24 protein-coding genes and 1 pseudogene are annotated in these 24,150 nt (G+C 76.0%); 9 read left to right on the top strand and 16 right to left on the bottom strand.

Annotated elements, in window-relative coordinates; all coding sequences use genetic code 11:
* Positions 1-5: 5 nt before the first annotated feature.
* Positions 6-245 (bottom strand): antitoxin, encoded by a 240-nt coding sequence (locus tag J5O08_RS15540; protein ID WP_147795162.1) that lies wholly within the window; start codon positions 243-245, stop codon positions 6-8.
* A 177-nt stretch (positions 246-422) separates the two neighbouring features.
* The gene (locus J5O08_RS15535; RefSeq protein ID WP_218707791.1) at positions 423-2,354 is read right to left on the bottom strand and encodes an FAD-dependent oxidoreductase; all 1,932 of its coding nucleotides are present in this window, start codon (positions 2,352-2,354) and stop codon (positions 423-425) included.
* A gap of 241 nt (positions 2,355-2,595) precedes the next feature.
* On the opposite strand from J5O08_RS15535, the gene J5O08_RS15530 reads away from it, so the two are divergent.
* From J5O08_RS15530 to J5O08_RS15520, 3 genes are all read left to right on the top strand, one after another.
* Positions 2,596-3,303 carry a DUF2993 domain-containing protein gene (locus J5O08_RS15530; RefSeq protein ID WP_218707789.1) on the top strand — a complete coding sequence of 236 codons (708 nt, stop codon included), beginning with the start codon at positions 2,596-2,598 and terminating at the stop codon, positions 3,301-3,303.
* Between the two features lie 17 nt (positions 3,304-3,320).
* Positions 3,321-4,043 (top strand): M50 family metallopeptidase, encoded by a 723-nt coding sequence (locus J5O08_RS15525; RefSeq protein WP_218707820.1) that lies wholly within the window; start codon positions 3,321-3,323, stop codon positions 4,041-4,043.
* Between the two features lie 75 nt (positions 4,044-4,118).
* The gene (locus J5O08_RS15520) at positions 4,119-4,541 is read left to right on the top strand and encodes a helix-turn-helix domain-containing protein (protein WP_217616594.1); all 423 of its coding nucleotides are present in this window, start codon (positions 4,119-4,121) and stop codon (positions 4,539-4,541) included.
* Positions 4,542-4,855: 314 nt separating this feature from the next.
* Here J5O08_RS15520 and J5O08_RS15515 read toward each other — a convergent pair whose 3' ends face one another.
* The gene (locus J5O08_RS15515) at positions 4,856-5,623 is read right to left on the bottom strand and encodes an HNH endonuclease family protein (protein WP_308281657.1); all 768 of its coding nucleotides are present in this window, start codon (positions 5,621-5,623) and stop codon (positions 4,856-4,858) included.
* Between the two features lie 144 nt (positions 5,624-5,767).
* On the opposite strand from J5O08_RS15515, the gene J5O08_RS21705 reads away from it, so the two are divergent.
* Both J5O08_RS21705 and J5O08_RS15505 read left to right on the top strand, forming a co-directional pair.
* Complete coding sequence (locus J5O08_RS21705; RefSeq protein WP_218707787.1) at positions 5,768-6,154, top strand: DUF2809 domain-containing protein; 387 nt, start codon at positions 5,768-5,770, stop codon at positions 6,152-6,154.
* A 284-nt stretch (positions 6,155-6,438) separates the two neighbouring features.
* The gene (locus J5O08_RS15505; RefSeq protein ID WP_218707785.1) at positions 6,439-6,771 is read left to right on the top strand and encodes a hypothetical protein; all 333 of its coding nucleotides are present in this window, start codon (positions 6,439-6,441) and stop codon (positions 6,769-6,771) included.
* A 5-nt stretch (positions 6,772-6,776) separates the two neighbouring features.
* On the opposite strand, the gene J5O08_RS21110 is transcribed toward J5O08_RS15505, so the two are convergent.
* On the bottom strand, positions 6,777-7,514 hold the full coding sequence (locus J5O08_RS21110) for an excalibur calcium-binding domain-containing protein (RefSeq protein ID WP_255590018.1): 738 nt from the start codon (positions 7,512-7,514) through the stop codon (positions 6,777-6,779).
* 197 nt (positions 7,515-7,711) lie between these two features.
* Here J5O08_RS21110 and J5O08_RS15495 point away from each other — a divergent pair, with 197 nt between their 5' ends.
* Entirely contained in the window at positions 7,712-8,602 is an 891-nt protein-coding gene (locus J5O08_RS15495; RefSeq protein WP_218707818.1) for a ribonuclease Z, read from the top strand.
* 7 nt (positions 8,603-8,609) lie between these two features.
* Here J5O08_RS15495 and J5O08_RS15490 read toward each other — a convergent pair whose 3' ends face one another.
* The 3 genes from J5O08_RS15490 to J5O08_RS15480 all read right to left on the bottom strand — a co-directional run bounded on the left by J5O08_RS15490 (position 8,610) and on the right by J5O08_RS15480 (position 11,092).
* Positions 8,610-8,987 (bottom strand): nucleotide pyrophosphohydrolase, encoded by a 378-nt coding sequence (locus J5O08_RS15490; protein WP_218707783.1) that lies wholly within the window; start codon positions 8,985-8,987, stop codon positions 8,610-8,612.
* Between the two features lie 30 nt (positions 8,988-9,017).
* Positions 9,018-10,103 carry a phosphotransferase enzyme family protein gene (locus J5O08_RS15485; RefSeq protein WP_218707782.1) on the bottom strand — a complete coding sequence of 362 codons (1,086 nt, stop codon included), beginning with the start codon at positions 10,101-10,103 and terminating at the stop codon, positions 9,018-9,020.
* Positions 10,104-10,267: 164 nt separating this feature from the next.
* Entirely contained in the window at positions 10,268-11,092 is an 825-nt protein-coding gene (locus J5O08_RS15480; protein ID WP_218707781.1) for an SDR family NAD(P)-dependent oxidoreductase, read from the bottom strand.
* A 135-nt stretch (positions 11,093-11,227) separates the two neighbouring features.
* On the opposite strand from J5O08_RS15480, the gene J5O08_RS15475 reads away from it, so the two are divergent.
* Positions 11,228-12,508 (top strand): alpha/beta fold hydrolase, encoded by a 1,281-nt coding sequence (locus tag J5O08_RS15475; RefSeq protein ID WP_218707817.1) that lies wholly within the window; start codon positions 11,228-11,230, stop codon positions 12,506-12,508.
* Between the two features lie 105 nt (positions 12,509-12,613).
* Here J5O08_RS15475 and J5O08_RS15470 read toward each other — a convergent pair whose 3' ends face one another.
* From J5O08_RS15470 to J5O08_RS15460, 3 genes are all read right to left on the bottom strand, one after another.
* The gene (locus J5O08_RS15470) at positions 12,614-14,374 is read right to left on the bottom strand and encodes an alpha-amylase family protein (protein ID WP_218707780.1); all 1,761 of its coding nucleotides are present in this window, start codon (positions 14,372-14,374) and stop codon (positions 12,614-12,616) included.
* Positions 14,371-15,429 (bottom strand): TIGR03885 family FMN-dependent LLM class oxidoreductase, encoded by a 1,059-nt coding sequence (locus tag J5O08_RS15465; RefSeq protein WP_218707779.1) that lies wholly within the window; start codon positions 15,427-15,429, stop codon positions 14,371-14,373. The genes J5O08_RS15470 and J5O08_RS15465 overlap by 4 nt, the downstream gene beginning before the upstream one ends.
* A gap of 73 nt (positions 15,430-15,502) precedes the next feature.
* Complete coding sequence (locus J5O08_RS15460) at positions 15,503-15,928, bottom strand: hypothetical protein (protein WP_218707778.1); 426 nt, start codon at positions 15,926-15,928, stop codon at positions 15,503-15,505.
* Between the two features lie 183 nt (positions 15,929-16,111).
* Between J5O08_RS15460 and J5O08_RS15455 the strand changes: the two genes are divergently transcribed.
* Entirely contained in the window at positions 16,112-16,567 is a 456-nt protein-coding gene (locus tag J5O08_RS15455) for a hypothetical protein (RefSeq protein WP_218707777.1), read from the top strand.
* An 88-nt stretch (positions 16,568-16,655) separates the two neighbouring features.
* Here the strand turns inward: J5O08_RS15455 and J5O08_RS15450 are convergent, their stop codons facing one another.
* From J5O08_RS15450 to J5O08_RS15435, 4 genes are all read right to left on the bottom strand, one after another.
* Positions 16,656-17,432, bottom strand: a complete 777-nt coding sequence (locus J5O08_RS15450; protein WP_218707776.1) for a hypothetical protein — start codon at positions 17,430-17,432, stop codon at positions 16,656-16,658.
* Positions 17,425-17,625, bottom strand: coding sequence for a hypothetical protein (locus tag J5O08_RS15445; RefSeq protein WP_218707775.1), 201 nt, complete (start codon positions 17,623-17,625; stop codon positions 17,425-17,427). Before J5O08_RS15445 ends, J5O08_RS15450 begins: the two co-directional genes overlap by 8 nt.
* 143 nt (positions 17,626-17,768) lie before the next feature.
* Entirely contained in the window at positions 17,769-19,094 is a 1,326-nt protein-coding gene (locus J5O08_RS15440; RefSeq protein WP_218707774.1) for a glycosyltransferase, read from the bottom strand.
* A 55-nt stretch (positions 19,095-19,149) separates the two neighbouring features.
* Positions 19,150-21,345: a glycoside hydrolase domain-containing protein gene (locus J5O08_RS15435; protein ID WP_218707773.1), complete on the bottom strand. Its 2,196-nt coding sequence runs from the start codon at positions 21,343-21,345 to the stop codon at positions 19,150-19,152.
* A 181-nt stretch (positions 21,346-21,526) separates the two neighbouring features.
* On the opposite strand from J5O08_RS15435, the gene J5O08_RS15430 reads away from it, so the two are divergent.
* On the top strand, positions 21,527-22,222 hold the full coding sequence (locus J5O08_RS15430) for a DUF2510 domain-containing protein (RefSeq protein WP_218707772.1): 696 nt from the start codon (positions 21,527-21,529) through the stop codon (positions 22,220-22,222).
* 93 nt (positions 22,223-22,315) lie between these two features.
* Here the strand turns inward: J5O08_RS15430 and J5O08_RS15425 are convergent, their stop codons facing one another.
* Both J5O08_RS15425 and J5O08_RS15420 read right to left on the bottom strand, forming a co-directional pair.
* Positions 22,316-23,782: a hypothetical protein gene (locus J5O08_RS15425; RefSeq protein ID WP_218707771.1), complete on the bottom strand. Its 1,467-nt coding sequence runs from the start codon at positions 23,780-23,782 to the stop codon at positions 22,316-22,318.
* A gap of 143 nt (positions 23,783-23,925) precedes the next feature.
* Positions 23,926-24,150, bottom strand: a pseudogene (locus tag J5O08_RS15420) (hypothetical protein); the annotation flags it as partial.

Genomic DNA, 24,150 nt, shown 5'->3' with positions numbered 1-24,150 from the left:
GCGGCTCAGAGCGCGGGGGGGTCGGTGCGCTCCGGGTGCCGCACCGGCGGTTCGTGCGTGCCCTCGCGCTTCTGCTTCTCGAGGAAGTCGCGCGCCTTCGCGGTGGCCTGGTCGACCTTGCGGTCGGTGGAGTCCGAGGTGCGCGACTTCACCGCGTCGGCGGCCTTGTCGATCGCGCCCGCGATCTTGTCCTCGTTGCCGGCGACGGCCTTCTTGGCCTTGTCGACGAAGTCCCCGATGCCCATGTCCGCTCCCGTCGTGCCGCAGGTGGATGCCTGCCACGAGTCAACGTCGGGCCCCGGACCCCCGCAACCGGGCGGGGGTCCCCTCCCTCGCCGAGATAGGGCCGCCGCACCGAGATAGGACCGTGCGCGGTCCTATCTCGGACGAGAGGTCCTATCTCGGCGAGGAGAGTCGGCGGGTCAGAGCGCGTAGGCCGCCAGGAAGCCCGCGTTGATCGCCTCGCCGACCTTGGCCGGCTTGACGCAGTCGCCGACCGGGACCACGTCCGCGCGTCCGGCGAGCGCCTCCGGCAGCGCGGTGTTCGGGCGGACGCCGAACGCCGACAGGACCGTGTCCGCGTCGACGTGGACCTCCTCGCCGTCGGGGCCGGTGGCGGACAGGCCCCTCTCGTCGATCGCGGTGACGGTGTGGCCGGTGAGGATCCGCACGCCCGCCTCGGCCAGCTGCCGGAGCAGCGTGATCCGGTTGATGACGATCATGTCCTTCGCGATCTCGGACGCCATCTCGACGATCGTCACCTCGTGGCCCGCCTGCGCGAGCTCCAGCGCCGAGTCCGCGCCGGACAGGCCGCCTCCGGCGACGACGACCCGCTGCCCGACCGGGGTGCCGAGGTGGAAGTCGAGCACCTCGACCACGTTCGGGCCGTCGATCCCGGGGATCGACCGCGGCACGATCGGCAGCGAACCCGTCGCGACGATGATCTGGTCGGCGCCGTCGAGCTCCGGGGAGTCCGCGGTGATCTCGGTGCCGAGGTGCACGGTCACGGGCAGGTCGGCGAGCTGCCGCTCCCACCAGCCGACCATGCCGCGCAGCTCCTTCTTGAACTCCGGCGTCGCGGCGGGCCACAGCACGCCGCCGAGGTTCGAGCCCTTCTCGTACAGGTCCACGCGGTGGCCGCGGAGCCCGGCCACCCGGGCCGCCTCCAGCCCGCCGGGGCCGCCGCCCACGACGACGACGTGCTTCGGCCGCGGCGCGATGGTCAGCACCCGCTCGCGCTCGAAGCCGACCTGCGGGTTGACCGCGCAGCCCAGCGCCTCGGCGAAGAACGCGTGGCCGACGCACATGGCGTTGCACCGGATGCACGGGCGCACGTCGCCCCGGCGCCCCTCGCGGAGCTTGTTCGCCCACTCGGGGTCGGCGATCAGGCCGCGGCCGATGCCCGCGAAGTCGGCCTCGCCCGCCGCGATGACGGCCTCGGCGTTCTCCGGGGTCAGGTTGCCCACCGCCATCACCGGGATGGACAGGACCTCCTTCATCGCCTTCGCGGCGGGCGCCATGCACGCGTCGCCGAGGTAGTACGGCGGGAAGACGTAGTCCATCGCCTCGTACGAGCCGTCGTCGGCGATGAGCAGGTCCAGGCCCGCGGCCTCGAGGACCACCGCGATCTTCCGCGACTCCTCGACGGTGCGGCCACCCGGGAACCGGTGGTCGACGGACAGCCGGAACGACACCGGCAGGCCGGGTGCGGCCTCCTTCACGGCCCGGATGATCTCGACGGCGAACCGGCACCGGTTCTCGGTCGAGCCGCCGTACTCATCGGCGCGCCGGTTCCACACCGGGCTCATGAACTGGTCGACCAGGTAGCCGGTGTGGCCGTGGATGTCGAGGGCGTCGATCCCGGCCTGCGCGGCGCGGGCGGCCGCCTCGGCGTGCCGGCGGACGATCACCCGGATCTCGTCGACCTCGAGCGGCCGGCACAGCACCTCGGGGTGCGCGTAGTGCGGGTTGTCGGACGCCGAGATCGGCAGCCGCTCCGGGTCCACGTTGTTGATGTTCCGGCCGAGACCGGCCGTGAGCTGGAGCGAGATCTTCCCGCCGACGCGGTGGACCGACTCCGCCAGCGCGGTGAGGCCCGGCAGCGCGGCGTCGGTGTCGACGCGGCACAGGCCCGGGTTGATGACCTCGTAGTCCTGCGACACGGCCGAGATGCCGGTCATCACCAGGCCGGTGCCGCCCTTGGCGCGCTCGGTGTAGTACGCGATCTCGCGCTCGGTGATGAGGCCCTCGTGCGTGCCCATCTCGGTGCCCATGGGGGCGAGGGCGACGCGGTTGGGCAGGTCGAGCGAGCCGATGCGGCCCGGTTGCAGGACGTGGTCGAAGGTGGCGGTCATGTCGGGTCCTCCTGGGGCGGGTGCGGCGCGGCTGGGGGTGGCGCCGGGATTCCTGACGGATCAGCGAGACTCTTCGATCGTCGGATACCGACCGGGCGGTCGGCAGGGTCGTTCGTCCCGATCCGGGCGGGTTCGCGCCGGTGGACGCGCGCGACCACCCGGATGCGTCGGCGGGGTGAAGGTCCTGCGCCGGGCGCCGTCCGGGGTCCCGGCGGTGGTGGTCGGCCCGTACCCTCGGGGCGTGACCCGCACCCGCAGCCCCCGCCGTCGCGTCGGATGCGTGGTCGGCCTGACCGCCGCCGTGCTCGTCCTCGTCGGCGGGACCCTGCTCGCCGACCGCGTGACCCACTCGATCGCCGAGGACGTCGCCGCCGACGCGGTGCGCTCCCAGCTCGGCGCCACCGACCCGCAGGTCGACGTCGCCGGCTTCCCGTTCCTCACCCAGCTCGCCCGCGGCACGCTCGACGACGTGCACCTCACCGCCACCGGAGCGACGCTGCGCGGGCTCGACGTCACGGACCTCGACGTCGTCGCGACCGGCGTGGCGGTCCGGGAGCCGCGCGGCGCCGAGCACGTGGTCGCGACCGCGACCGTGCCGACCGCCGCGCTCGAGTCCCTGCTCCGCGAGCGCACCGGCTGGGACCTGGCGCTCGCGGTCGACGGCGAGGCCCTGGTGGCCACCGGCGCCGTCGCGGGCGTCCCGGTCGGCGTGACGCTGACCCTCGCGCCCGCGGGCGCCGACGGCCTCGTCGCGACCATCACCAGCGCGTCGCTGGGCGGGTTCTCGATCGACGCCGGGCTGCTGCCCGACGGCCTGGCCTCGCGGATCGCCGAGGTCGACGTCGCGGACCAGCTGCCGGCAGGCGCCGAGGTGACGGGCGCCGTGGTCGAGGCGGACGGCCTGCACCTGACCGTCGAGCTCGCCGACGTGACCCTCGACAGCCTGTGACCGGGTTCCTCGAGGCCATGCGCGCGCTGCCCGGGGAGATCTGGGACCGCGCCACCACGGTGCAGCCCGCGCCGGGCCAGGCCGTGCTGCTCGGGACGCTGGCCGCCGCGCTGCTCTGCCTGGCCGTCCCGACGCTCTGGCACGTCTCCCGGCACCTGCTGACGATCGTGCACGAGGCGGCGCACGGGCTGGTCGCGGTGCTGTCCGGGCGGCGGTTGTCGGGCATCCGGGTGCACTCGGACACCTCGGGCCTCACGGTGTCCGTCGGCAAGCCGCGTGGCGCCGGGATGGTCGCGACCGCGTTCGCCGGCTACGCCGGGCCCGCGGTGCTCGGCCTCGGGGCGGCCTGGCTGCTCGGGCGGGGGTACGCGGTCGGGCTGCTGTGGGCGCTGCTCGTCGTGCTGGTGCTCGTGCTGGTGCAGATCCGGAACTGGTACGGCCTGTGGGCGGTGCTCGCGACGGGTGTCGTGCTGGTGGGCGTCTCGTGGTGGGGGACCGGCGCGGTCCGGGTCGCGGTGGCGTACGCGGTGACCTGGTTCCTGCTGCTCGGGGCGCCACGCGCGGTGCTGGAGATGCAGTCCCAGCGCCGGCGGGCGCGCGGCCGCGGGACCTCGGACGCGGACATCCTGGCGCGGCTGACCCGGGTGCCGGGCGGGGTGTGGGTGGCGGTGTTCCTGCTGGTGTGCGGCGGGGCCCTCGTGCTGGGGGGCTCGTGGATACTGGAGCGACCGCTGCTCTGAGGTGGGAGGCAGACGGGGGTTGCAGCTACATCTGCAACCCGCGACACTCGTATCCGGAGACCCCGGAGGTGAGTCGTGGCGACAGCGACGGACGCGCGGCGGCTCGTGACGAGCGCCCGTCAGCGCGAGCAGGCCCGCGAGGTCGCGGCGTTGGCTGCGCGGGGTGAGGGCTGGGCTGTGCTGGACGCCCGAGGTGTCGCGGGTGCCGCACCGACAGAGCTCTCCCGGCTCATCACCGCGGTGGTCGACGCGGTCGCGGCGGGCGGGACCGTGACCGTCGGCGCGCAGCCGGACGAGCTGACGACGACGTCTGCGGCGGAGCTGCTCGGCATCTCCCGGCCGACACTCATGAAGATGGTCGCGGGTGGCGAGATCGCGGCTCACAAGGTCGGGACGCACACGAGACTCCGGACCGCGGACGTCGTGGCGTTCCGCCGGGCGCGGCTCGAGCGGCAGCGGCGCGCGTTCGAGGAGCTGCTCGCGGCCGAGGACGAGTAGGTGGCAGGGCACCGGCTGAGTGCGCGGGCGGGCGCCTGACGTGCGGGCGTGCGCACCCTGCGGGTCCTGGCGGACGCCAACGTCCTGTACTCGCGCACGCTCCGCGACTGGCTGATCCTGGGCGCCTCACCTGGTGCGCGCAGCCGCGCGAGCCCAGGAGGCGTACCACCGTGCGCGCGGTGGAGGGGCGTGGCTCGCCGACGCGCTTCGGAGGGCCGGCTGTCCGGGTTTCGCCGGCCGGGTGGTGCACCACCTCGCGGCGAATGACCTGGAGCCCGGAGCGAGCCGATGAGTCCCGCGCGCGGGGTCTCGCGTCAGCCCGCCACCGCGCAGCCGTCGAGCTGCCGCCCCATCGCGTCGTGCTCGGCCTGCGTCACCCACAGCCCGTAGGCCGCCTTCACCCGGACCTGCCGGACGACGTACGCGCACCGGTACCCGGTGCTCGGCGGCAACCAGGTGGCGGCGTCGCCGTCGCCCTTCGCGCCGTTGGCGGGGCCGTCGACCGCGAGCAGGTTGGCCGGGTCGTTGGCGAACTGGCGGCGGGTCTCCGCGTCCCACTGCTGCGCGCCCTTCTGCCACGCGTCGGACAGCGCGACGACGTGGTCGATCTGCACCTCCGCGCTGCGGGGCCCGCGCTCGAACTCGATCACCTCGTCGGTGTACGGGTCCGCGAGCGTGCCGGTGAGCACCACGCAGTCGTGCGTCCCCTCCTCGAACGTCACGTCCGTGAGGTCACGCGCGAGCACGTCGTTGCGGGTGTCGCAGCCGTTGCGGTCGACGTCCGCCCACGCGGGGCCGAACTGCTCGCGGTCGTAGCCCGTCTTCGGGGCGCGGCCCTTGACGTCGAGCGCGGCGAGCTCGGAGCGGGCGCGGTCGAGATCGGCGGCGGTGACCGGGAACCGCGCGGACTCCCGGGCGTCGGACCACACCGGGATCCCGGCGCCGAGGGCCACCGCGATCACCAGCACCAGCCACGCCCAGCCCAGCCGCCGGCCGGCGCGACTCCTCCGGCTCGTCGCAAGCGGGCGGCGTCGGGGCGAGGCGGGCAGGGTGCTGCGGGCGGAGCGGGCGGTGCTGGTCACCGCGGAACGGTCGCACACGGGACCGACACGACACCTCCTCCCGACCCGGCTCGGCGCGCCGCCCCGGAGCCACGGGCGCGGCCTAGCGTCGGTGCGGGAGGTGGCGCGGTGCGCTCGAGGCGTGACCAGGGCGGACGCCCGTGGGTGGGAACCGCGGTGGCGGCCGTGCTCGTCGTGGCGGCGGGGCTCGCGACCGCGCGGTACGGCTCCGGGGCCGTTGCCGACGCGCTGGGGGACGCCCTGTACGCGGCTCTCGTGACGCTGCTCGTCGGGCTCGCCGTGCCCCGGTGGTCGACCCCGGCCCGGGCCGCCCTCGCGGTCGGGCTGTGCTGGGCGGTCGAGCTGGCCCAGCTCACCGGCGCCCCGGCGGCCGCCGCGGACGCGTGGCCGCCGGTGCGGTACCTGCTCGGCACGACCTTCGTCGCCACCGACCTGCTCTGGTACGCGGTCGGGGTCCTGCTGGCCACGTGGGGCACGGTGCTCGTCTCCCGGGTCGGCGGCGCCCGGCGCGTCGCGATCACCCGAGGCTGACGGGCGGGCACCGCCCCGCGCGAGGGCGTGCGCTCGCCGCCTGGGGACGCGGCGCCGCGGTCGTCCTGTGGTCGTCCCGGTGCGCCCGCGGCATCATGGCGACGTCGCCGTCAGCCCGCGCCGCAGCCCGACGGGCGACACGAGGAGGGCCGATGCGCGAGGTCGTCGCGAGGACCGCGCGTCCTGGGCGCTGGCTGTGGGCCGGGGCAGCCGGGCAGGCTCTCCTCCTGGCGTCCTGGGTGCCACGCCTGGGCGGCGAGGACCATGGCCTCGCCGTCGTTTTCGTGAGCCTCTCCGGACTGCTCATCGTGATGGCCGTGGTCCTCGCCCTCACCGACCTCCGGGCGACGCTTGTGCTCACCGATGACGCTCTGCTCCTCGAGCGGCGGTGGCGCCCGTTGCGCGTCCCCCGGGAGGCGGTCCTGGCGGTGGACGGCAACATCCACGGCCGGCCCTCCTGGTCGGAGTCCGTGGTCGTCACCGTGGCCGGTCGGGACCGGCCTGTGCGGCTCGGGGGGTTCGAGGTGCACGCCCGGGTGCTGATCCCGCGGCTGCAGGAGTGGTCCGGGGTCGGGGACACGGCGCCGGCGTCCGAGGACTCCGCGTCCCCGACCTGACCGGGCTACTCGCAGCCCACGCCGTCCCCGTCACGGTCGAGCGCAGCCCGGTAGCCCGGGTCGCCGGAGCGGACGGGCGCCGCGCCCGCGGCCCGGGCTGCGTCGCAGTTCTGGTAGTAGACGGAGCCGCCGCCCGACGCGGTGGTGCCGCCGGCGGTCGTGCTGCCCCCGGACGTCCGGGTGGACGCGGTGCTCGCTGCCGCCTCCCGGGCGGCGACCGCGGCCTCGCGGGCTCCGAGGTCCGCCGCGGTGGCGTCGAGCTCGGCACCGCGCTGGTCGAGCTGCGCCTGGAGCGCCGCGAGCTCGTCGGCGCGGGCGGTCTGCTCGTCCGCGGTGGTCTGCTGGGCGGTCTCGCCGTCGGTCAGCGCCTGCTCGCGCGCCGCGGCGTCGCCCTCGCGCGCGTCCAGGTCGGCGGCGCGGCCGTCGAGGTCGGCCGTGACGCCGTCCAGACGCTCCTGCTCCGCGGCGACGGCGGCCCGCTCGTCGGAGGAGGCGGCGGACACGCCGCCCGCCCCGACCCCGACGCCGGTGACGAGGCCCACGACCAGCCCGGCGACGCCGAGGACGACCGCACGTCGTCGGCCGCCCGGACGCGCGGGTGCGGGCGCGAGCGGCCCGCCGGGCGCCGGCGCCCACGCGGCGGGACCCGAGGGCGGGCCCGCAGGCGGCATCGGGGGGACGGCGCTCGCCGGTCGGGCGTCCGGTGCCGGGCCGGTGGGCCGGAAGTCGGAAGAACGTGCCATGTCGTGGTCCCCCTGCGTCCGTGGGCCGCACCTGCGCGGCCGCGTCGAGGTGCTCATCGGCCGGCGCGCGGCCCGGGTTGAGGGGCCCCAGGTCCCGCGGCCGGTGACCGGGGGGTGCCAGCACCCGGGGTGCACCGGGGCCGTGACGGGGAATCGGCGTCGCGCCCGCTCGCCCGCCCCGCCAGACTGGCCGCGTGGTGCGCGAGCTCGTCGTCCTCGGGACGGCCTCCCAGGTCCCCACCCGTACGCGCAACCACAACGGGTACCTGCTCCGCTGGGACCGGGACGCGTACCTGTTCGACCCGGGGGAGGGCACGCAGCGCCAGCTCACGCTGGCCGGCGTCGCGCCGCCGTCGATCACCCGCATCTGCCTCACCCACGTCCACGGCGACCACAGCTACGGCCTGCCCGGCGTGCTGTCCCGGATGGTGCTGGACCGGGTGGAGCACCCGGTGCACCTGCACTACCCGGCGGAGGGCGAGGCGGTGGTGCGGGCGCTGGTCGGGCTCGCGACGCCCGGGCTCGACCTGCGGCTGCATCCGCACGGGGCGGCGGGCGAGGTGGCGGAGGGGTTGTCGGTGGAGCCGTTGCGGCACCGGGTGCAGACGTTCGGCTACCGGCTCGCCGAGCCCGACGGTCGGACGCTCCTGCCGGACCGGCTCGCAGCGGCGGGGATCACCGGGCCCGCGGTGGGCGAGCTGCAGCGCGCGGGGCGGCTCGGCGCGGTCCGGCTCGCGGACGTCAGCGTGCCGCGGCGCGGCCAGCGGGTGGCGGTCGTCATGGACACGGCCCCGTGCCCAGGCGCCGAGGCGCTCGCGGACGGGGCCGACCTGCTGCTCGCGGAGTGCACGTTCGCCGACGTGGACGCGGAGCTCGCCGCGGAGTACCGGCACCTGACCGCGGGGCAGGCGGGGGCGCTCGCGGCGCGGGCCGGCGCGCGCACGCTGGTGCTCAGCCACTTCTCCGGGCGGTACGAGGACCTCGAGCCGCTGGGGGAGCAGGCGCGCGCGGCGGCGGGGTCCGCCGCGGTGCACGTCGCGCACGACCTGGACCGGTTCGGCCTGCCCCGGCGCCGCGCGACGGCGTGACGCGGGCTCAGTCCCGCCGAGGAGCCACCCCGCGCACGTCGTCCACGGGGAACCGCCGCCGCGCCTCGGCCTGCTTGTCGAGCGTCGCGGCGAGCACGTCGACGCCGAGCACGTCCGCGAGCCGCAGCAGGTAGACCAGGACGTCGGCGATCTCCTCGCCGGCGCGACGTCGGCGGTCGGGGTCGGCGAAGTGCGCGACCGCGTCGCCGGCGGGCAGCCACTGCACGAGCTCGGCGAGCTCGCCGACCTCCCCGACCAGGGCGAGCACGAGCGACTTCGGGTCGTGGAACTGCTCCCAGTCCCGCTCCTCGCTGAACTCGCGGATGAGTGCGGTCAGCCGGGCGAGGTCGCCGGTCCCGCCCTCGGCGGTGGATGCGTCGGTCACCCCCTCAGCGTGGCACGACCGCGCGTCGGCTCACGCGAGGAGCCAGGTGGGCGAGCGCAGGTAGCGCTCGGCCACCAGGACCGAGCCCGCCGGCTGCTCGGCGCGGAGCGCGCCGGACGGCCCGCCGCGCGGGTCCGTCACCGTCCGACCCAGCAGCTGCAGCCGGCGCAGCATCGACAGAGCGCACGCGGTCCGGGCGTCCTGCCGGGTCAGCGGTCGCACCTCCTGGTACCCGGACACCCAGGCCTGCGCGCGGTCGGGCGCGTCGGGCAGGTGCTCGACGTACGACAGCGCCGCGGCCAGGTCGAGGACGAACCAGGAGAACCCGCAGTCGTCGAAGTCGATCAGCGTGACGTCGTCGTCGCCGTCGAGGAGCAGGTTCCCGGGCCGCAGGTCGGCGTGCACGAGTCCCCAGGAGTCGGGGGCGCGCGACGCGTCGCGCAGGGCGTCCAGGGCGGAGTCGCGGGCCCGCCCCAGCAGCGCGAGGTCCGCCGGAGGCAGGCGCGCCTGCTCCCACGCACCCCACCGGCTGCCCGGCCCGACCAGGTCCGCGGGCTCCCACGTGGGCCGGACGAAGTCGCGGGGCCGGTGGAAGCCGAGGGCGTGCTCGTGCAGCAGGGCGGCGGTGGTGCCGACCCGGCGGTGCCACGCCCCCGGGGCCGCGGCGCCGGGCCGTGCGCCGGCGAGCGCGTCCTCCAGCGAGGGCCCGGACACGTATTGCCAGGTCAGGCAGACCCAGTGCCGCTCCTCGTCGTCGGGCACCACGGCGACGTCCCGGCCGTCCACCGGCGGGACCACGACGGGCACCCGGACGGCGCCCGCCTCCCCCAGGGCGGCCATCCACGCCACCTCCGACTCGACCGCCGCGGTGTCCTCCATGTAGGCCGGCGGCGCGACCCGGGTCACCGCGACCGGCCGCCCGTCGACCGACACCCGGAAGGTCGCGTTGTGCGAGAGCGCCAGGAGGGCGACTTCCGTCCCCGGCGGGTTCCAGCCCCACGCCGCGCACAGGGCGGCATGCAGCCACCGCGGGGCGGGGGCGCCGACCGCCAGCCGCCCGAACGGCGGATCCGGCTCCGCGAGCCCGGTGCTCCCGGGTGAGTCGTCGGTCGTCATGGTCTGCCCCCGGGGTGCTCGCGTCGTCGCCGGGCCGTGCGGCCCGAGCCGAGTGTCGAGGGGCCGTGGCGCGCCGGGACAGGGGCCCGCCCGGGATTTCACGCAGGTGTCACCCGGGACCGGCGGCGGTGACGCCGCGGAAACACCGCCGTCCCCGGGCCGCCTCAGACGCCGACCAGCACCGCGCTCGCGTCCCAGAGCCGTCGGGCGAGGTCGGCGTCCGCGGCCTGCGGGGGCGGCACCGCGGCGCGGCCCTGCTCGAGGTACCCGCCGGGCTCCCAGTCGACCCCGGGCGTGCCGGCCGCGAGCGCCGCGAGGTAGCCGCCGCCCTGCTCGGGGGTGATCGTCAGCAGCCGGCGCAGGGGCGTGTGGTAGACGAACCGCATCAGGCTGCTCGTCTCCTTCGCGAAGCTGGTGGCGACGATGCCCGGGTGGAACGCGACCGCGGCGAGGCCCTCGGGCCCGTACCGGCGTTGGAGCTCGACCGTGTGCAGGACATTGGCGAGCTTGGCGTCGCCGTAGGCCCGCTCGGGGCGGTAGCCGCGCTCGTTCCCGAGGTCGTCGAGGTCGATCCGCCCCCAGCGCGCGGCCGCGACGCTCGAGGTGGCGATCACGGACGCGCGGCTCGCCACGAGCGTCGGCAGCAGCAGGTGCGTGAGCAGGAAGGGCGCGAGGTGGTTCACCTGGAGGGTGCGCTCGAACCCGTCGACGGTGACCGCGCGCGGGCCCATGATGCCGCCGGCGTTGTTGGCCAGGACGTCGATCCGCGGGTGGGCGGCGCGCAGCTCGGCGCCCAGGCGGTGCACCTGGTCGAGCTCGGCGAAGTCGGCGAGGTGGTGCGGGGCGCCGAGCTCCGCGGCGACGGCGGCGGTGCGCGCCGGGTCGCGGCCGACCAGCACGACGCGCTCGCCCTGGCCCGCCAGCCGGCGCGCGGCGGCGGCGCCGATGCCGTCGCTGGCGCCGGTGATCACGATCGTCCGTCCGGGCACGCGGTCCTCCGCCGTCGGGGTGCCGAGCCGGGTCCGGACCGGTCCGCGACACCCTAGGGTGCTGCCGTGACCCCCGCCTCCCCGGCCGCCCGCCGTCGCGCCCGCACGTCCGCCGTCCGCACCTCCGAGCCGCGCCTGGTGCCGCCGGTGCTGGTCCGCGACCACCGCGTGCGGGTACCCGTCGACCGCGAGGACCCGTCCCGGTACCCGACGATCGAGGTGTTCGCGCGCGAGCTGGTCGACCCGGCCCGCGACGGCGAGGACCTGCCGCTGCTGCTGTTCCTGCAGGGCGGCCCCGGCGGGATGGGCCCCCGGCCGTTCGGCGGCGGCTGGTGGTCGACGGCGCTGCGCACGCACCGGGTGGTGCTGCTCGACCAGCGCGGCACGGGGCGGTCGTCCCGGGTCGACGGCCGGACCATCGCCCGGTTCGGATCGGGCGACGAGGCGGCCGACTACCTGGCGTGCTTCCGGGCGGACGCGATCGTCGAGGACGCCGAGGCCGTGCGCCGCGCGGTGTACGGCGGGCGGCGGTGGGCGACGCTCGGCCAGTCCTACGGCGGGTTCCTCACGCTCACCTACCTGTCCCGGCACCCCGAGGCGCTGACCGCCTGCTACGTCACCGGCGGCCTGCCGGGCGTCGCGGCGACCGCCGAGGACGTCTACGCCAGGACGTTCCCGCGGCAGGCCGCGCGGGTCGCCGCGTTCGCGCGCCGGTACCCGGAGGACGTCCAGCTGCTCGGGGCGCTCGCGGACCGGCTCGCCGCCGGCGACGTGACGCTGCCCGACGGCGACCCGTTCACCGTGCGGCGGCTGCAGACCCTCGGCATGCCGCTCGGCATGAGCACCGGGGTCGACGCGCTGCACTGGCTGCTCGACACCGTCGACCTCGACGCGGACGGCGCGCCCGACGACGCGTTCGCTCTCGCCGTGCAGGCCCAGACCGGGTTCGACGCGAACCCGCTGTACGCGGTGCTCCAGGAGGTCATCTACCACCAGGGGGAGCGCGACGGCGGCTGGGCGGCGCAGGCCGAGCTCGACCGCCGGCCCGACCACGCGCCCGACGCCCGGCCGCTCGCGCTGACCGGGGAGGCGGTGTTCCCGTGGATGTTCGACGACATCCGGGCGCTGCGGCCGTTCCGGGCCGCGGCGGAGGCGCTCGCGGCCCGCACGTCCTGGCCCTCGCTCTACGACACGGAGCGGCTGGCGGCCAACGAGGTGCCGGTCGCCGCGGTGCAGTACGTCGACGACCCGTACGTGGACCTCGACCTGGCGACCGCGACCGCGGACGCCGTCGGGAACGCGCAGGTCTGGGTGACCAACGAGTACCTGCACGACGGCCTCCGCGCCGCGGGCGACGTGATCCTGCCCCGCCTGGTGGACCTCGCGGCGGGCCGCTGGACGGTCACCCGACCCTGACCCGCGGGACGCGCCGGTGCGCCCGCCGAGCGCGGCAGGTCGCGCCGAGCGCGGTAGCAGGAGCCACCGCGCTCGGCGTGAACCCCCGCGCTCGGCGGACCTGCCTCAGAGCAGGCGGCGGGAGCCCGGGCGCACGACCCGGAGCCAGCGGTAGCCGTACGCGGGGAGCTCGACCTCGACCCGGCCGTCCGGGTCGACCTCGCACGCCCCGTCCTCCAGCAGGTCGACCAGGCGGACCGGGTCGTCGTCGCCCGCCGCGCTGCGGTCGGTGGCCGTCCCGTCCGCCGGTCCCGCGTCGCCGGGCTCGCGGACCAGGTCCCGCAGCCGCAGCGGCACGGTGACCGCCTCCGGGCCGAGGTTGTGCACCGCGATCATCGAGGCGTCCTGCCAGGTCGACCGGTGCGCGAGCACGGCGGCGTGCGGCTGGTCGAGGATCTCCGCCCGCTCCGCCCAGCCGAGCTCGGGGCACTCCCGGTAGCGCCGGACCAGGGTCTTGACGAACGACAGCAGCGAGTCCGGGTCCCGGCGCTGGTCGGCGACGTTGACGTGCGCGGGCGCGTACCCGCCCTCGGTCACCGGCCCGGCGAGCCGGCGCGGGGCCGCGGCCGAGAACCCGCCGTTGCGCCCGGACGTCCACTGCATCGGCGTCCGGACCGCGAGCCGGCCGTCGGCGGCGAGGTTCTCGCCCATGCCGATCTCCTCGCCGTAGAACAGCACGGGCGTGCCGGGCAGCGTGAACAGCAGGGAGTAGACCATCCGGATCCGGCGGGGGTCCCCGTCGAGCATCGGCGGCAGCCGGCGGCGCAGCCCGCGGCCGTAGAGCTGCATGTCCTCGTCGGGGCCGAACGCCGCGAACACCTCGGCGCGCTCGTCGTCGGACAGCTTGTCCAGGGTCAGCTCGTCGTGGTTCCGGACGAACGTCGCCCACTGCGCGTCGTGCGGGATGTGCGGGCGGTCGCGCAGCGCCTGCGCGAGCGCGCCGGCGTCCTGCCGGGCCAGCGACAGGTACATCTGCTGCATGGCCACGAAGTCGAACTGGAGGTTGAGCTCGTCGCCTTCCGCGGACCCGTCGCCGTCCTGGTCGCCGAAGAACATCCGCTGCTGCTCGTACGGCAGGTTGACCTCGCCCATGAGGATCGCGTCCCCGGTCCGCCGGCTCAGGAACGACCGCAGCGCCTTGAGGAACTCGTGGGGGTGCTCGATGTCGTCGTGGGGGCTGTTCGCGGCGTCGGCGAGCATGAACGGCACCGCGTCCACCCGGAACCCGGCGAGCCCGAGCTCCGCCCAGTAGCCGACGACCTTGGCGATCGCGTCGCGGACCTGGGGGTTCGCGGTGTTGAGGTCGGGCTGGTGCCGGTAGAACCGGTGCCGGTACCAGGCGCCGGCCTGCTCGTCGTACGTCCAGATCCCCTGCTCCTGGTCGGGGAAGACCACCTCGTCCGCCGTGGGCGGCGGCTCGTCCGTGCGCCAGACGTAGAAGTCGCGGAACGGGTTGTCCGGGCTGCTCCGCGCGGCCTTGAACCACGGGTGCCGGTCGGACGTGTGGTTGACGACCAGGTCGGCGATGACCCGGATGCCGCGGTCCTTCGCGGTCCGGACGAGCTCGACCAGGTCGCCGGCGTCGCCGAGCCGCGGGTCGACCCCGAAGAAGTCGGTGATGTCGTAGCCGTCGTCGCGGTCGGCGGTCGGGTAGAACGGCATCAGCCACAGGCAGGTGACGCCGAGGTCGGCCAGGTGGTCGAGCCGCTGCACCAGGCCCGGCAGGTCGCCGACGCCGTCGTCGTTCCAGTCCATGAAGGTCTCGACGTCCAGGCAGTAGACGACGGCGTTCTTCCACCACAGGTCGCCGGTGTCGCGGATCCTCATGCGGCGTCCGTCCCCTCGGTGCCCGCGTCCACGGCCCGCAGCGCCGGGAGCAGGTGCTCGGCCGCGAGGTCGATGAACGCGTCCAGCGACGACGGCGGGTGCGTCACCGTCGGCGCGGCGTCGTCGTGCTTGCCGTGGTCCGGCCGGACGTCGGTCGCCACCTGGTGCAGGTAGACCTCGTCGAAGCCGACCTCGACCAGCTCGACCAGGCGGTCCCGGAGCCGGGCCGGGTCGTGCTCGATCACCACCCCGGTGCTCAGCGTGTCGTCGTCCACGGTGGCGGCCAGCTCGTCGAACGCCTCGGGCGTCGCGATGTCCCACGCGGCCGGCGGCCCGGCGGCGTTGCCCGCCCACTGCTCACGCGCCAGCCGCCAGGCCTCATCGGGGTGCGACGCGTACGACACGTGCACCTGGAGCGCGATCGGCCCGCGGCCGCCCGCGTCCCGGTACTCCCCGACGACCCGGCGCATCGTCTCGAGGTCCTGGTTGACCGTGACCAGGCCGTCGGCCCAGTCGGCGTGCGCCCGGGCGGTCTCCGGCGTCACGGCGGGGCCGATCAGCCGGGGCGGCACCTCGGGCAGCGTCCAGAGCTGGGCGCGGTCGACCGTGACGAGCCCGTGGTGCGTGACCTCCTCGCCGGCGAGCAGCGCGCGGATGATCTGCACGCACTCGCGCAGCCGGGCGTCGCGCTCCGGCTTCGGCGGCCACGGATCGCCGGTGATGTGCTCGTTCATGTTCTCGCCCGAGCCGAGCGCGACCCAGAACCGCCCCGGGTACATCGCGGCGAGGGTGGCGGCCGCCTGGGCGATGATCGCCGGGTGGTAGCGCTGGCCGGGCGCGTTCACGGTCCCGAACGGCAGCCGGGTGGTGGCCAGTGCGGAGCCGAGCCAGGTCCAGGCGAAGCCGGAGTGGCCCTGGTTCGTGCCCCACGGTGCCCAGTGGTCGGAGCACATGGCGGCGTCGAAGCCGGCCTCCTCCGCGTGCTGGACCGCCGCGAGGAGGGCGGACGGGTGGACCTGCTCGTGCGAGCTGTGGAAGCCGACGCGGGTGGTCATGCCCCCTGTTCCTACCGGCTGCGGGACCGGTCCGCGCGGCGAACCGGCACGCCGCCGCCGGGCGGGACCGCGGTCAGATCGGCTGCCCGACGCCCCAGGCCGAGGCCTCCGCCGCGCGGGTCGGCGTGTCCAGCCGGTCCAGCACCGCGTCGAGCAGCGCCGCCACCGCGGTGCCGGCGTTCACCTCCTGCCCGCCGTGCCGGCAGGTGACGCGCAGCCGGGCGCCCTCGACGACCCGGTCGGCGGCGGCGTGCAGCTCGACGTGCAGGAACGGGCCCGACGGCGGGAGGTTCAGCAGGTCCGCGACCGCCCGCAGCCAGCCGCGGCCGAGAACGGCGCGCGCCGTCGTCGGGGAGGGCGTCGTCACGCGGTAGCGGCTCGCGCGGGTCACGGCGACGAAGGTCGCGAGCGCCTCCTCCGGCGGGACGTCGGCCGTCAGGTCGATGGTCGGACGCGCGCTGTGCCGCAGCGGCCAGGGGCGGACGCGTCGGGCGCTCACCGGGTACCGCCGCCTCGCGATCGCGCCGTCATGGCCGTCCCCCTCCGACGGTCGCGACGGTAGCGGCCGGGGTCGCAGCGCGAGGCGTCCTCATCGGCACCGGGCGAGGTGCAAGGGACGTCACAGCGCCCCGGGCCCTTCGGCCGCGGATCGGTCCGGGGGGACGACGTAGGCTTCTGCGACGTGGCGACCTTCTCCGCCGTGACGCGCGCGCACATCCTCCAGGCCATCGCCGAGCACGACTCCCGCGGGGCCGATGCCTTCCTCGGCGTCTACGGCTTCCCCGCCGGCGGCGGCTTCTTCCTCCACGAGGACCGTCCGTACCCGGCGACCGCGATCCTCGGGGTGGCGCACCGGTTCGCGACCGGGCGGCTCGCCGGCGCCGACGAGTTCCACGGCGGCGAGGAGGCGGCGCAGGCGCTGCTGGCCCGGCGCGGGTTCGACGTGCCGCAGGCCGCTGCCGCCGCGCGCGCCGCCGCCCCGGCGCGGACGCGGTCGGCTGCCCCGAAGGCGCCGCGGGCGCCTCGCGCCGCCGCGACCCCGCGGGCGAGGAAGCCGGAGCCGGTCGAGTTCACGAAGACCTGCCCGACGTGCTCGATGGTGCTCCCGGGCACGGGGATCTGCGACTACTGCGACTGAGCCGCTCCTGCGGTTGAGCCGGTCCCGCGACGGCCGCGCTCCTGCGACCGACTCGCTCTGCAGGTGAGGCGCCGCCTCGGCTGGATGGCTACCGCGACACCGCCGGCGCCCCGCCCGGCGCGGGCTGCCGGATCGCGTACCCGAGGTCGACGAGCGCCTCGGCCGCGCCCGCCGGGTCGTCCCGGACCGCGGCGCGGAGCTGGACCGCGCGCCACCGGGTCCGTCCCGCGCAGACCGCCGCGCGCCAGCCGGGTCGGGTGTCGAGGCCGAACTCCCGGACCAGCATCTCGAGCACGTCCTCGAACGACGGGCGGAACCGGTGCCCGCCGAGCGGGAAGTGCAGCGTCGACACCCGCGGCACCCGGCCCCGGCGGACCGCCGAGGTGCGGGCCCGGCCGCGCAGCCGGTGCCCGGCCGCCATCATCGCGAACACCAGCTCGTCGCGGTGGCCGTGCACGTTGAGGTGCGCCGCCGGGACGTTGTCGTCGGAGCCCGCGTCGTAGTCGTACCGGAACAGCGGCTCCTCGGTGCCCTCGGCGACCGCCGCGATCGTGGACCGGCGGACGGCGAGGAAGCGGCCGGTGTGGTCCCAGCCGCAGTCGAAGGACGCGCGCAGCCGGAGCACGACGAAGCCGTCGACGGCCAGCGGTATCCCGTCGGCCGGCTTCTGCTCGACCAGCAGGTGCGACCGTGGCGTGGCCGTGGGCCGTACGTCGAAGGTCCCGACGTCGTCGCCGGCCACGACCCCGTGCAGGGTGCGGCGCAGGTCCTCGGCGAACCGCTCCGCGACGGTCGCGAGGTCGTCGTCGCCCGCCTCGGGACCGGCCCCGGGCGGTGCGCCGCCCCCCGCTGCTCGGTCACTCACCGAGCAACCGGCCCAGCGCGAGGTACTCCTCGTACGCGATGCGCTGCTCGCGGGAGAGCTGCCAGGTCTCGTACCGCTCCTCGATCGTCTCGAGGTCGAGACCGATGCTCGCGAGCTCCTTCGCCCGCTTCTCCCGCATCTCCTCCTCGGTCATGATGATGAGCCGGCCGTAGCTCTTGGGGATGACCTGCATGATCGTTCCTCGGACGTCGACGGGCGATCCCTCGGGGCGGCTGCCGGACCGACGCCGATCACGCTAGCGGCACCCCGCTCTGCGCTGTCCAGCCCCATCTCCACGCGCGCCGGAGCGGCCCGCCGCCGCCCCGTCACCCGCGCTCACCCCCGCGCGGGCACCACCGCGTCGACCGCCTCGAGAATCTTGTCCAGCACCACCGCGCGGTCGAACTGCAGCGCGAACTCGCGCGCCGCGTCGGCCCACTCCTCGCGCTCGGCACCCGCGATGCCGAGCGCCCGGTCGAGGGCCGCCGCGATCGCGGCAGGGTCATCGACCGGCACGATGATCGCCGTGTCGCCCACGGCCTCCGGGATGCCGCCGGTGTCGGTGGTGATGACCGGGCCGCCGCCGGAGAGCATCTTCTCCACGAGCGCGATGCCGAACGTCTCGACGAACTCCGGTCGCGGCTTGCTCGGCAGCACGTACGCGGCGGCGCCGGCCATGAGGTGCGGCTTCTCGTCGTCGGACACGTCGTCGAGGAACAGCACCCGGTCGGCCACCGGCGAGGCAGCCGCGTGCGCGCGCAGCTGCGCCGCCTCGGGCCCGTTGCCCGCGATCACCAGGCGGTGCGTCGTCGGGGCGCCGCTGGCGGCGTAGCCGTCGATGAGGTCGTCCACGCCCTTCGCCGCGGCGAGCCGGGACAGGTAGAGCACGTACCCGTCACGGTCCAGGCCCCGGGCTCCGAGCACCGCGTCCGTCGCGGCGTCGTCGCGCGCGAGGTACTGCGCGACGTCGACGGCGGGGTAGGAGATCCGGACCCGCTCCCGGCACTGCGCGGCGAACGTCGTGCCGTGCTTCGCGTCGAGCGCCTCCGCCTCGGTGATGATCAGGTCGCGGGTGTACTCGGACACGGCCAGGCAGACGTCGTGCTCCAGGTAGGACGCGAGCACGTGCGCGGCAGCCCCGAACTGGTCGGCCTCGACGCAGGCGCGCACGACGTTGGTGACGTCCGAGCCGACCGCCTCGGCGACCGTCGTGACGTTCACCGGCAGGCCGGTGCGCCGGGCGACGTGCACCGCGTCGGCGACGGCCGTGGCGTGCGGGCTGAGGTACAGCGACAGCGCGACGGTGGGCACCCCGTCCGTGAACAGCTCGACCAGCCGGCCGATCAGCCCGGCCACGTAGCGGCCGTCGGGCACCTTGTAGTCGCCGACCGGGCCGGGACGCTCCACGACCACGCCGTCGCGGTACGGCATGACCCGGTCGAGCGGCTTGAGCGGCAGCCCGGCGGCCTGCAGGCGGTCGATCGGCCAGGTGACGATCCGGACCTCGTCGAACCCGCGGTCCAGCGCGGCCTCCGCGAGGTTGCGCGCCTCCCCGGAGTGGCCGCAGATCACCGGGTCGGCGCGCACGACGATCACCAGGCGGCGGTCGACCCGGCGCGCGGGTGCGGCGTCGGCGGTGGGGCTGAGGGTCGCGTCGGTCACGGCAGGCCTCCGGGAGGGTCGTGCGGAAGGGGTGGGGAGCGCGGGGTGCGGGCGGTCAGGCGCCGGTGCTGAGGGACGGCGGTCGCCCGGCGGCCGTCCAGGGGCCGGGTTCCGGGCCGAGGTCGACCTCGAGCCGCCCGCCGGCGTGCAGCTCGGTCCCGGTCAGCCAGGTGCGGTCGAGCTCGACCCCGTCGAGCCGGACCCGCTGCACGTACTGCGCCGGTCCGTCGGGCTCGGGTTCGACGAACCCGCTGGTCTCGATCGTGAACGGCTTGCCGCCGACGTCGATCCGGGCCTCGCGCCAGGCGGGCGCGTTGACCAGGAACAGGTTCTGGCCGGCGACCGGGAACAGCCCGAGCGTCGCCCAGACGTACCAGGACGACAGCCCGCCGGAGTCGTCGTTGCCGGGAAGGCCGCCGCGGCCGGTGCCGAACTGCTGCTGCGTGACGGCGTGCACCACCTCGGCGGTGCGGTCGGGGCGCCCGGCGTACTGGTACGCCCAGGGTGCCTCCATGTCCGGCTCGTTGTTCAGGCCCTCGAACCGGTGCAGCGCGTAGCCGGCGAGCATCTCGTCCTCGGACGGTGCGAGACCGGGCTGCTTCACGGGGTCGGCGTCGTAGCCGAAGAACCGGTCCAGCAACGCCACGAACGCGTCGTCGCCGCCGGCCAGGTCGATCCGCGCCGCCATGTCGTGCAGCAGCCGGAACGAGTAGTTCCACCGGCCGCCCTCGTAGAACGTCGAGTCGCGGAGCAGCCCGGTCGCCGGGTCGAACGCGTTCCGCCACCGGCCGGCGAGCGGGGCGAACTGGTCGAGGAGCGTCCGGTCGCCGACCTGCCGGGCGATCACCGCCGTGCAGAAGTAGCCGAACGCGAGGTCCAGCGTGTGGCTGATCGGGTGCGTGCGGCCGTGCAGCAGGAACTCCTCGCCGTACGTCCGGCGCAGGTCGTTGTGCAGGTGCACGAGCGCCCAGTCCCAGTCGAACGGCAGACCCAGCGCGCACAGGTCGGCCAGGAACGTGTGCGCGAGCGCGCTGCCCTGCCGGGAGAACCGGTCCGCACCGCGCGCCATGCGGTAGCCGATGGGGAAGTTCCCCTCCTCCTCGGCGATGTGCAGGATCGCGGTCGCGAGCTCGACGGCCTTGTCCGGGACCAGCGCCGTGAGCAGCGGGAGCTGTGTGCGGTAGATGTCCCACATCGTCGCGATGTCGTACGCGAACGGGGTATCCGTCGGCCAGAACGGGCTCTCGTCCGGCGCCAGGCACGGCTTGATCAGCGAGTGGTACAGCGCCGTGGACAGCACGGTCTGCTTGGCCGGGTCCGGGGTGTCGACCTGCACCTTGCCGAGCTGCCGGCGCCACTCGTGAGCGGTGCGGGCGCGGCGCTCCGCGAACGACGACGGCCCCGGCCCGCACTCGCGCACGAGGTTGGCGCGCGCCTGCTCGACGCCGCGCAGCGAGAAGCCGAACCGCAGCTCGACGACCTGGCCCGGCTCGGTCGGCCCGGCCCACATCAGGCCGAACGGCCGCAGGGTCGTCGGGCGGATCCGGTCGAAGTCGAGCCGGGTGCCGCCCGGCATCAGGCGGCGGTCGTACCAGAGCAGCTGCCGCCACTGCGGGGTGTCGCACTCCACGTGCACCGCGAGCGGCGCGCCCTCGACGGTGATCTCGCCCTGCGCGACGCCCGGCTCGACGGACTCCAGGTGCGCCCGCAGCGGGACGGTCCGGCCGTACGGGATGTCGAGGCCGCCGAGGCTGAGGTCGATGACCAGCCGGGCGTCCCGGTGCGCGGGGAACGTGTACCGGTGCACCGCGGACTTCGGGCCGACGGTGATCTCGCACCGGATGCCGGAGTCGAGCGTCGCGGCGTAGTACCCGGGCTCGGCGCGCTCGTCCGACACCTCCCAGAGCTGCCCGAGGTCGTCGAGCGGCTGCAGCATCGGCGTGACGCGGACGTAGTTGTAGTACTTGCGGATCGCGCCGGTGCCGGACTGCTGGAAGTGCGTGAAGCCGGAGGCCCGCTGGCTCGCGTGCAGGGCCGGCGGGAGCCCCTCGGTCGACAGGTCGTACCGGCCGTACCCCGTGGGGTAGGCGCCCGAGTACGCGCACGCGCTGACCATGCCGAGCGGGTACGTCGCGCCGGGGTGCGTGTTGCCCACCTGCGGCTTCGGCCACCACCAGGTGGCGGCGAGCCCGGACTGCGGGGGGAGCGACGTGGCCTCGGTGCCGATGAACGGGTCGACGTGCTCGAACACCTCGCGTCACCTCCCGTCGGGTCCGGCCGTCCGGGCGCGTCCGTGCGACCGGTGGACGGGACCGTACGCGCGGAAGGTGTCCGGGGGGTTACGGCGCGCCAGCAGGTCGGCCGCTGGTCCGAACGGGGGACGGGGGTCGTCCCGGGTCATCACCCGGCCGCGAGCGGCCGAGAGGGAGAGCATGACCGAGGCGCAGCCGCTCCCGCCCGCCGGGTGGTACCCCGACGGGGTGACGCCCGCGGTGCTCCGCTGGTTCGACGGCGCGGCGTGGACCGAGCACACCGCGCCGGACCCGGCGGCGCAGGCCGCGGCGCCCTCACAGGCCCCGGACCCGGCTCCTGCGTCGACCCCCGCGCCGCTGCCCGGCGGACCGATCCCGGACGCCCCCGCGCACCGGCTGCCCGGCGCGCACGCCGCCCGTGCAGCGGGAGCTCCGGCGCACGCCCGGCACCGCACGGCTCCCGTTCCGGTCGGCGGTGCGAGCGCCGCCCAGCCCGCCCGCGCGCTCGCGGGCGCGACCACCGGGGTGTACGCGGCCACGCCGTACGCCGCCGCCGGTCCTGCCTACGCCGCCGTCGCGCCTGCCGGCCCCTGGTACCCCGAGCCCGCCCGGCTCGGCGCCGGCCCCCGGGACGCCGTGCACTGGCTGCTCCCGACGGGCCGGTCCTGGCAGTCGATCGTCGCCGGCTACGTGGGCCTGTTCGCGCTGCTGATCTGGCCGCTCGGCCCGTTCGCGGTCTGGTTCGGGCTGTGGGGGCTCCGCAGGGCGCGGACCGGCGGCCACGGGCGCGGGCGCGCGGTGTTCGCCGTCGTCGTGGGCGCGGCCGCCACGGCGCTGCTCGCCTACCTGCTCGCCTCGGGTGCCCTGACCACCTGAAGCGCGGGCGCGCCGACGCCCGCCCGGGCCACCGTGAGGGTGACCCGGGCGGGCGTCCGTGCGTCCGCGCCGGCGGTCAGGGCCGGGTGCGGGTCAGTGCCGCGCGCCCAGGCCGGTCAGCTCGCCCCAGGCCCAGCCGGCCAGGTCGCCCTGGACCGGGCCGGTGGCCAGCGAAGGGTCGACCGTGTCGGCCGCCGAGGACCAGGTGCTGGTGCTCGTGGTGCCCTCGTCGGTCGTGAGCGTGTCGGTGTCCTTCGTCGCGGACTCCGACTGGAGCGTGCCGGCGGCCCGCGCGCCGTCGAACCACAGCGGCGCGGTCAGGTCGAGCATCCCGTCGGCGGTGCCGAGGACGGTGCCGGCCTCGTCATCCGCACCCGAGCGGGTGGCGGAGTCCCCCGTGGCGGCCAGCTCGGGGAGCAGGGCCAGCTCGCCGAGGCCGAGCGCGCCGCCGGTGCGGGTGGCGTCGGTACGCTCGGAGGTGGACTCGCGGGTGACGTCGTCCGTGCGGACGCCCTCGGTGGCCGAGGACCACGAGGCGCGCTCGTCGGTCAGCCACGCGTCGGCGCCGCCGAACATGATCGGCGTCGCGACGCCCAGGTCGCCGGAAGTCGCCGAGGCGCCCTCCGCGGCGTCGTCACGGGCGCTGAGCGCCTGCACGGTGCTGCCCTGCAGCCAGGCCGCAGGGTCGGCGGTGAGCTCGCCGGTGGTCAGGCCGAGCGAGGTCGCCGACTCGTCGGCGGTCTCGGTCCGGGTCCAGGCGGCGTCGCCGTCGCCGTCGGTGCGCATCGTCCAGGCCTCGTCGGCGCTGCCGCGCTCGTCCGTGATCCCGGCGGTGAGCCCGCCGAGGTTGACCGGGCTGGACAGGTCGACGTCGCCGGTCCCGCCGGAGGTGCCGGCCGCCGCGTCGTCGCGCGCGTCGGAGGCCGAGCCCGCCGACCAGGCCGAGCCGTCGAGCACGGCGACCGGGTCGAGCGTCGTCTCGCCCAGGCCGAGCACGCCGGACGTGGTCGAGCTGCTGGTGCTCGTCGCGCCCTCGGTGACCGAGGCGCCCTGGTCGTCGGTGACGGTCGACCCGTGCGCCGACGCGTCCTGCGAGGTGGTGGAACCGGTGAGGGCGACGCCGCCGACCGAGACCGGGGCGGCGACCTCCGCGACGCCCTCGGTGCTGGTGGTGCCGGCGGCCGCGTCGTCGCCCGAGGACTGCTGCGACGCCGTGGCGCCCGACAGCATCGCGGCCGGGTCGATCGTGATCTCGCCGACGTCGATCCCGAGGTCGGAGGACGTCTGCGAGGCGTCCTGCCGGGTCTCGGTCGCGGTGCCCTCGTCGGTGGTCGTGGTGGTGCTCGAGCCGGAGGACTGCGCCGACCCGGTGGCGAGGCCGAGGCTCAGGCCGCCCAGGCTGATCGGCGCCGACACGGCCGCCTCGCCCGAGCCCTGGCTCAGACCGAACGAGTCGGTCGCCGAGCCGTCGTCGGCGAGCGAGACGCCCGCCCCGACGAGGAGCAGCCCGCCGGTGACCCCGGCGACGCCGAGGCTGCGCTTGATGAGGATCGAAGACATGTGAGGTGGTTCCTTCCGTCGCGCGCCGGTGGAGGCGCGCTGCTGATCGGGTGTCCGTCGGTCCGCCCGGACCGGCGCGGTGCACCGGGAGGCGGTGGCGGCCGGTGCGACCCCGGAGGGGGTCGGCGGCTGCCGGGACGCGATCAGTCGGGGCGGGAGCCCGGGCGGTCGGCGAGGGCCGCGGGGACGACGTCGTCCTGCGCGGCGCGGGAGCCCAGCTCGACGAGAGCGGGGAGCAGGAGGGCCGAGGCCGCCGTGGCGGCGTCGGCGGTGCCCGCGGCCGGGCCGGCGCCGCGCGCGCCGGTCGAGCCGGACGGGGCGGGGGCCGGGGCCTGCGAGGCGGGGACGCCCGGGGCCGGGGCGCCGGG

Origin of the sequence: Cellulomonas sp. PS-H5 (assembly GCF_019265565.1) — a bacterium.
Taxonomy (GTDB): Bacteria; Actinomycetota; Actinomycetes; order Actinomycetales; family Cellulomonadaceae; genus Cellulomonas.
The sequence above is the reverse complement of the archived record's forward strand: the minus strand, read 5'-3'. Positions and strand labels throughout refer to the sequence as shown.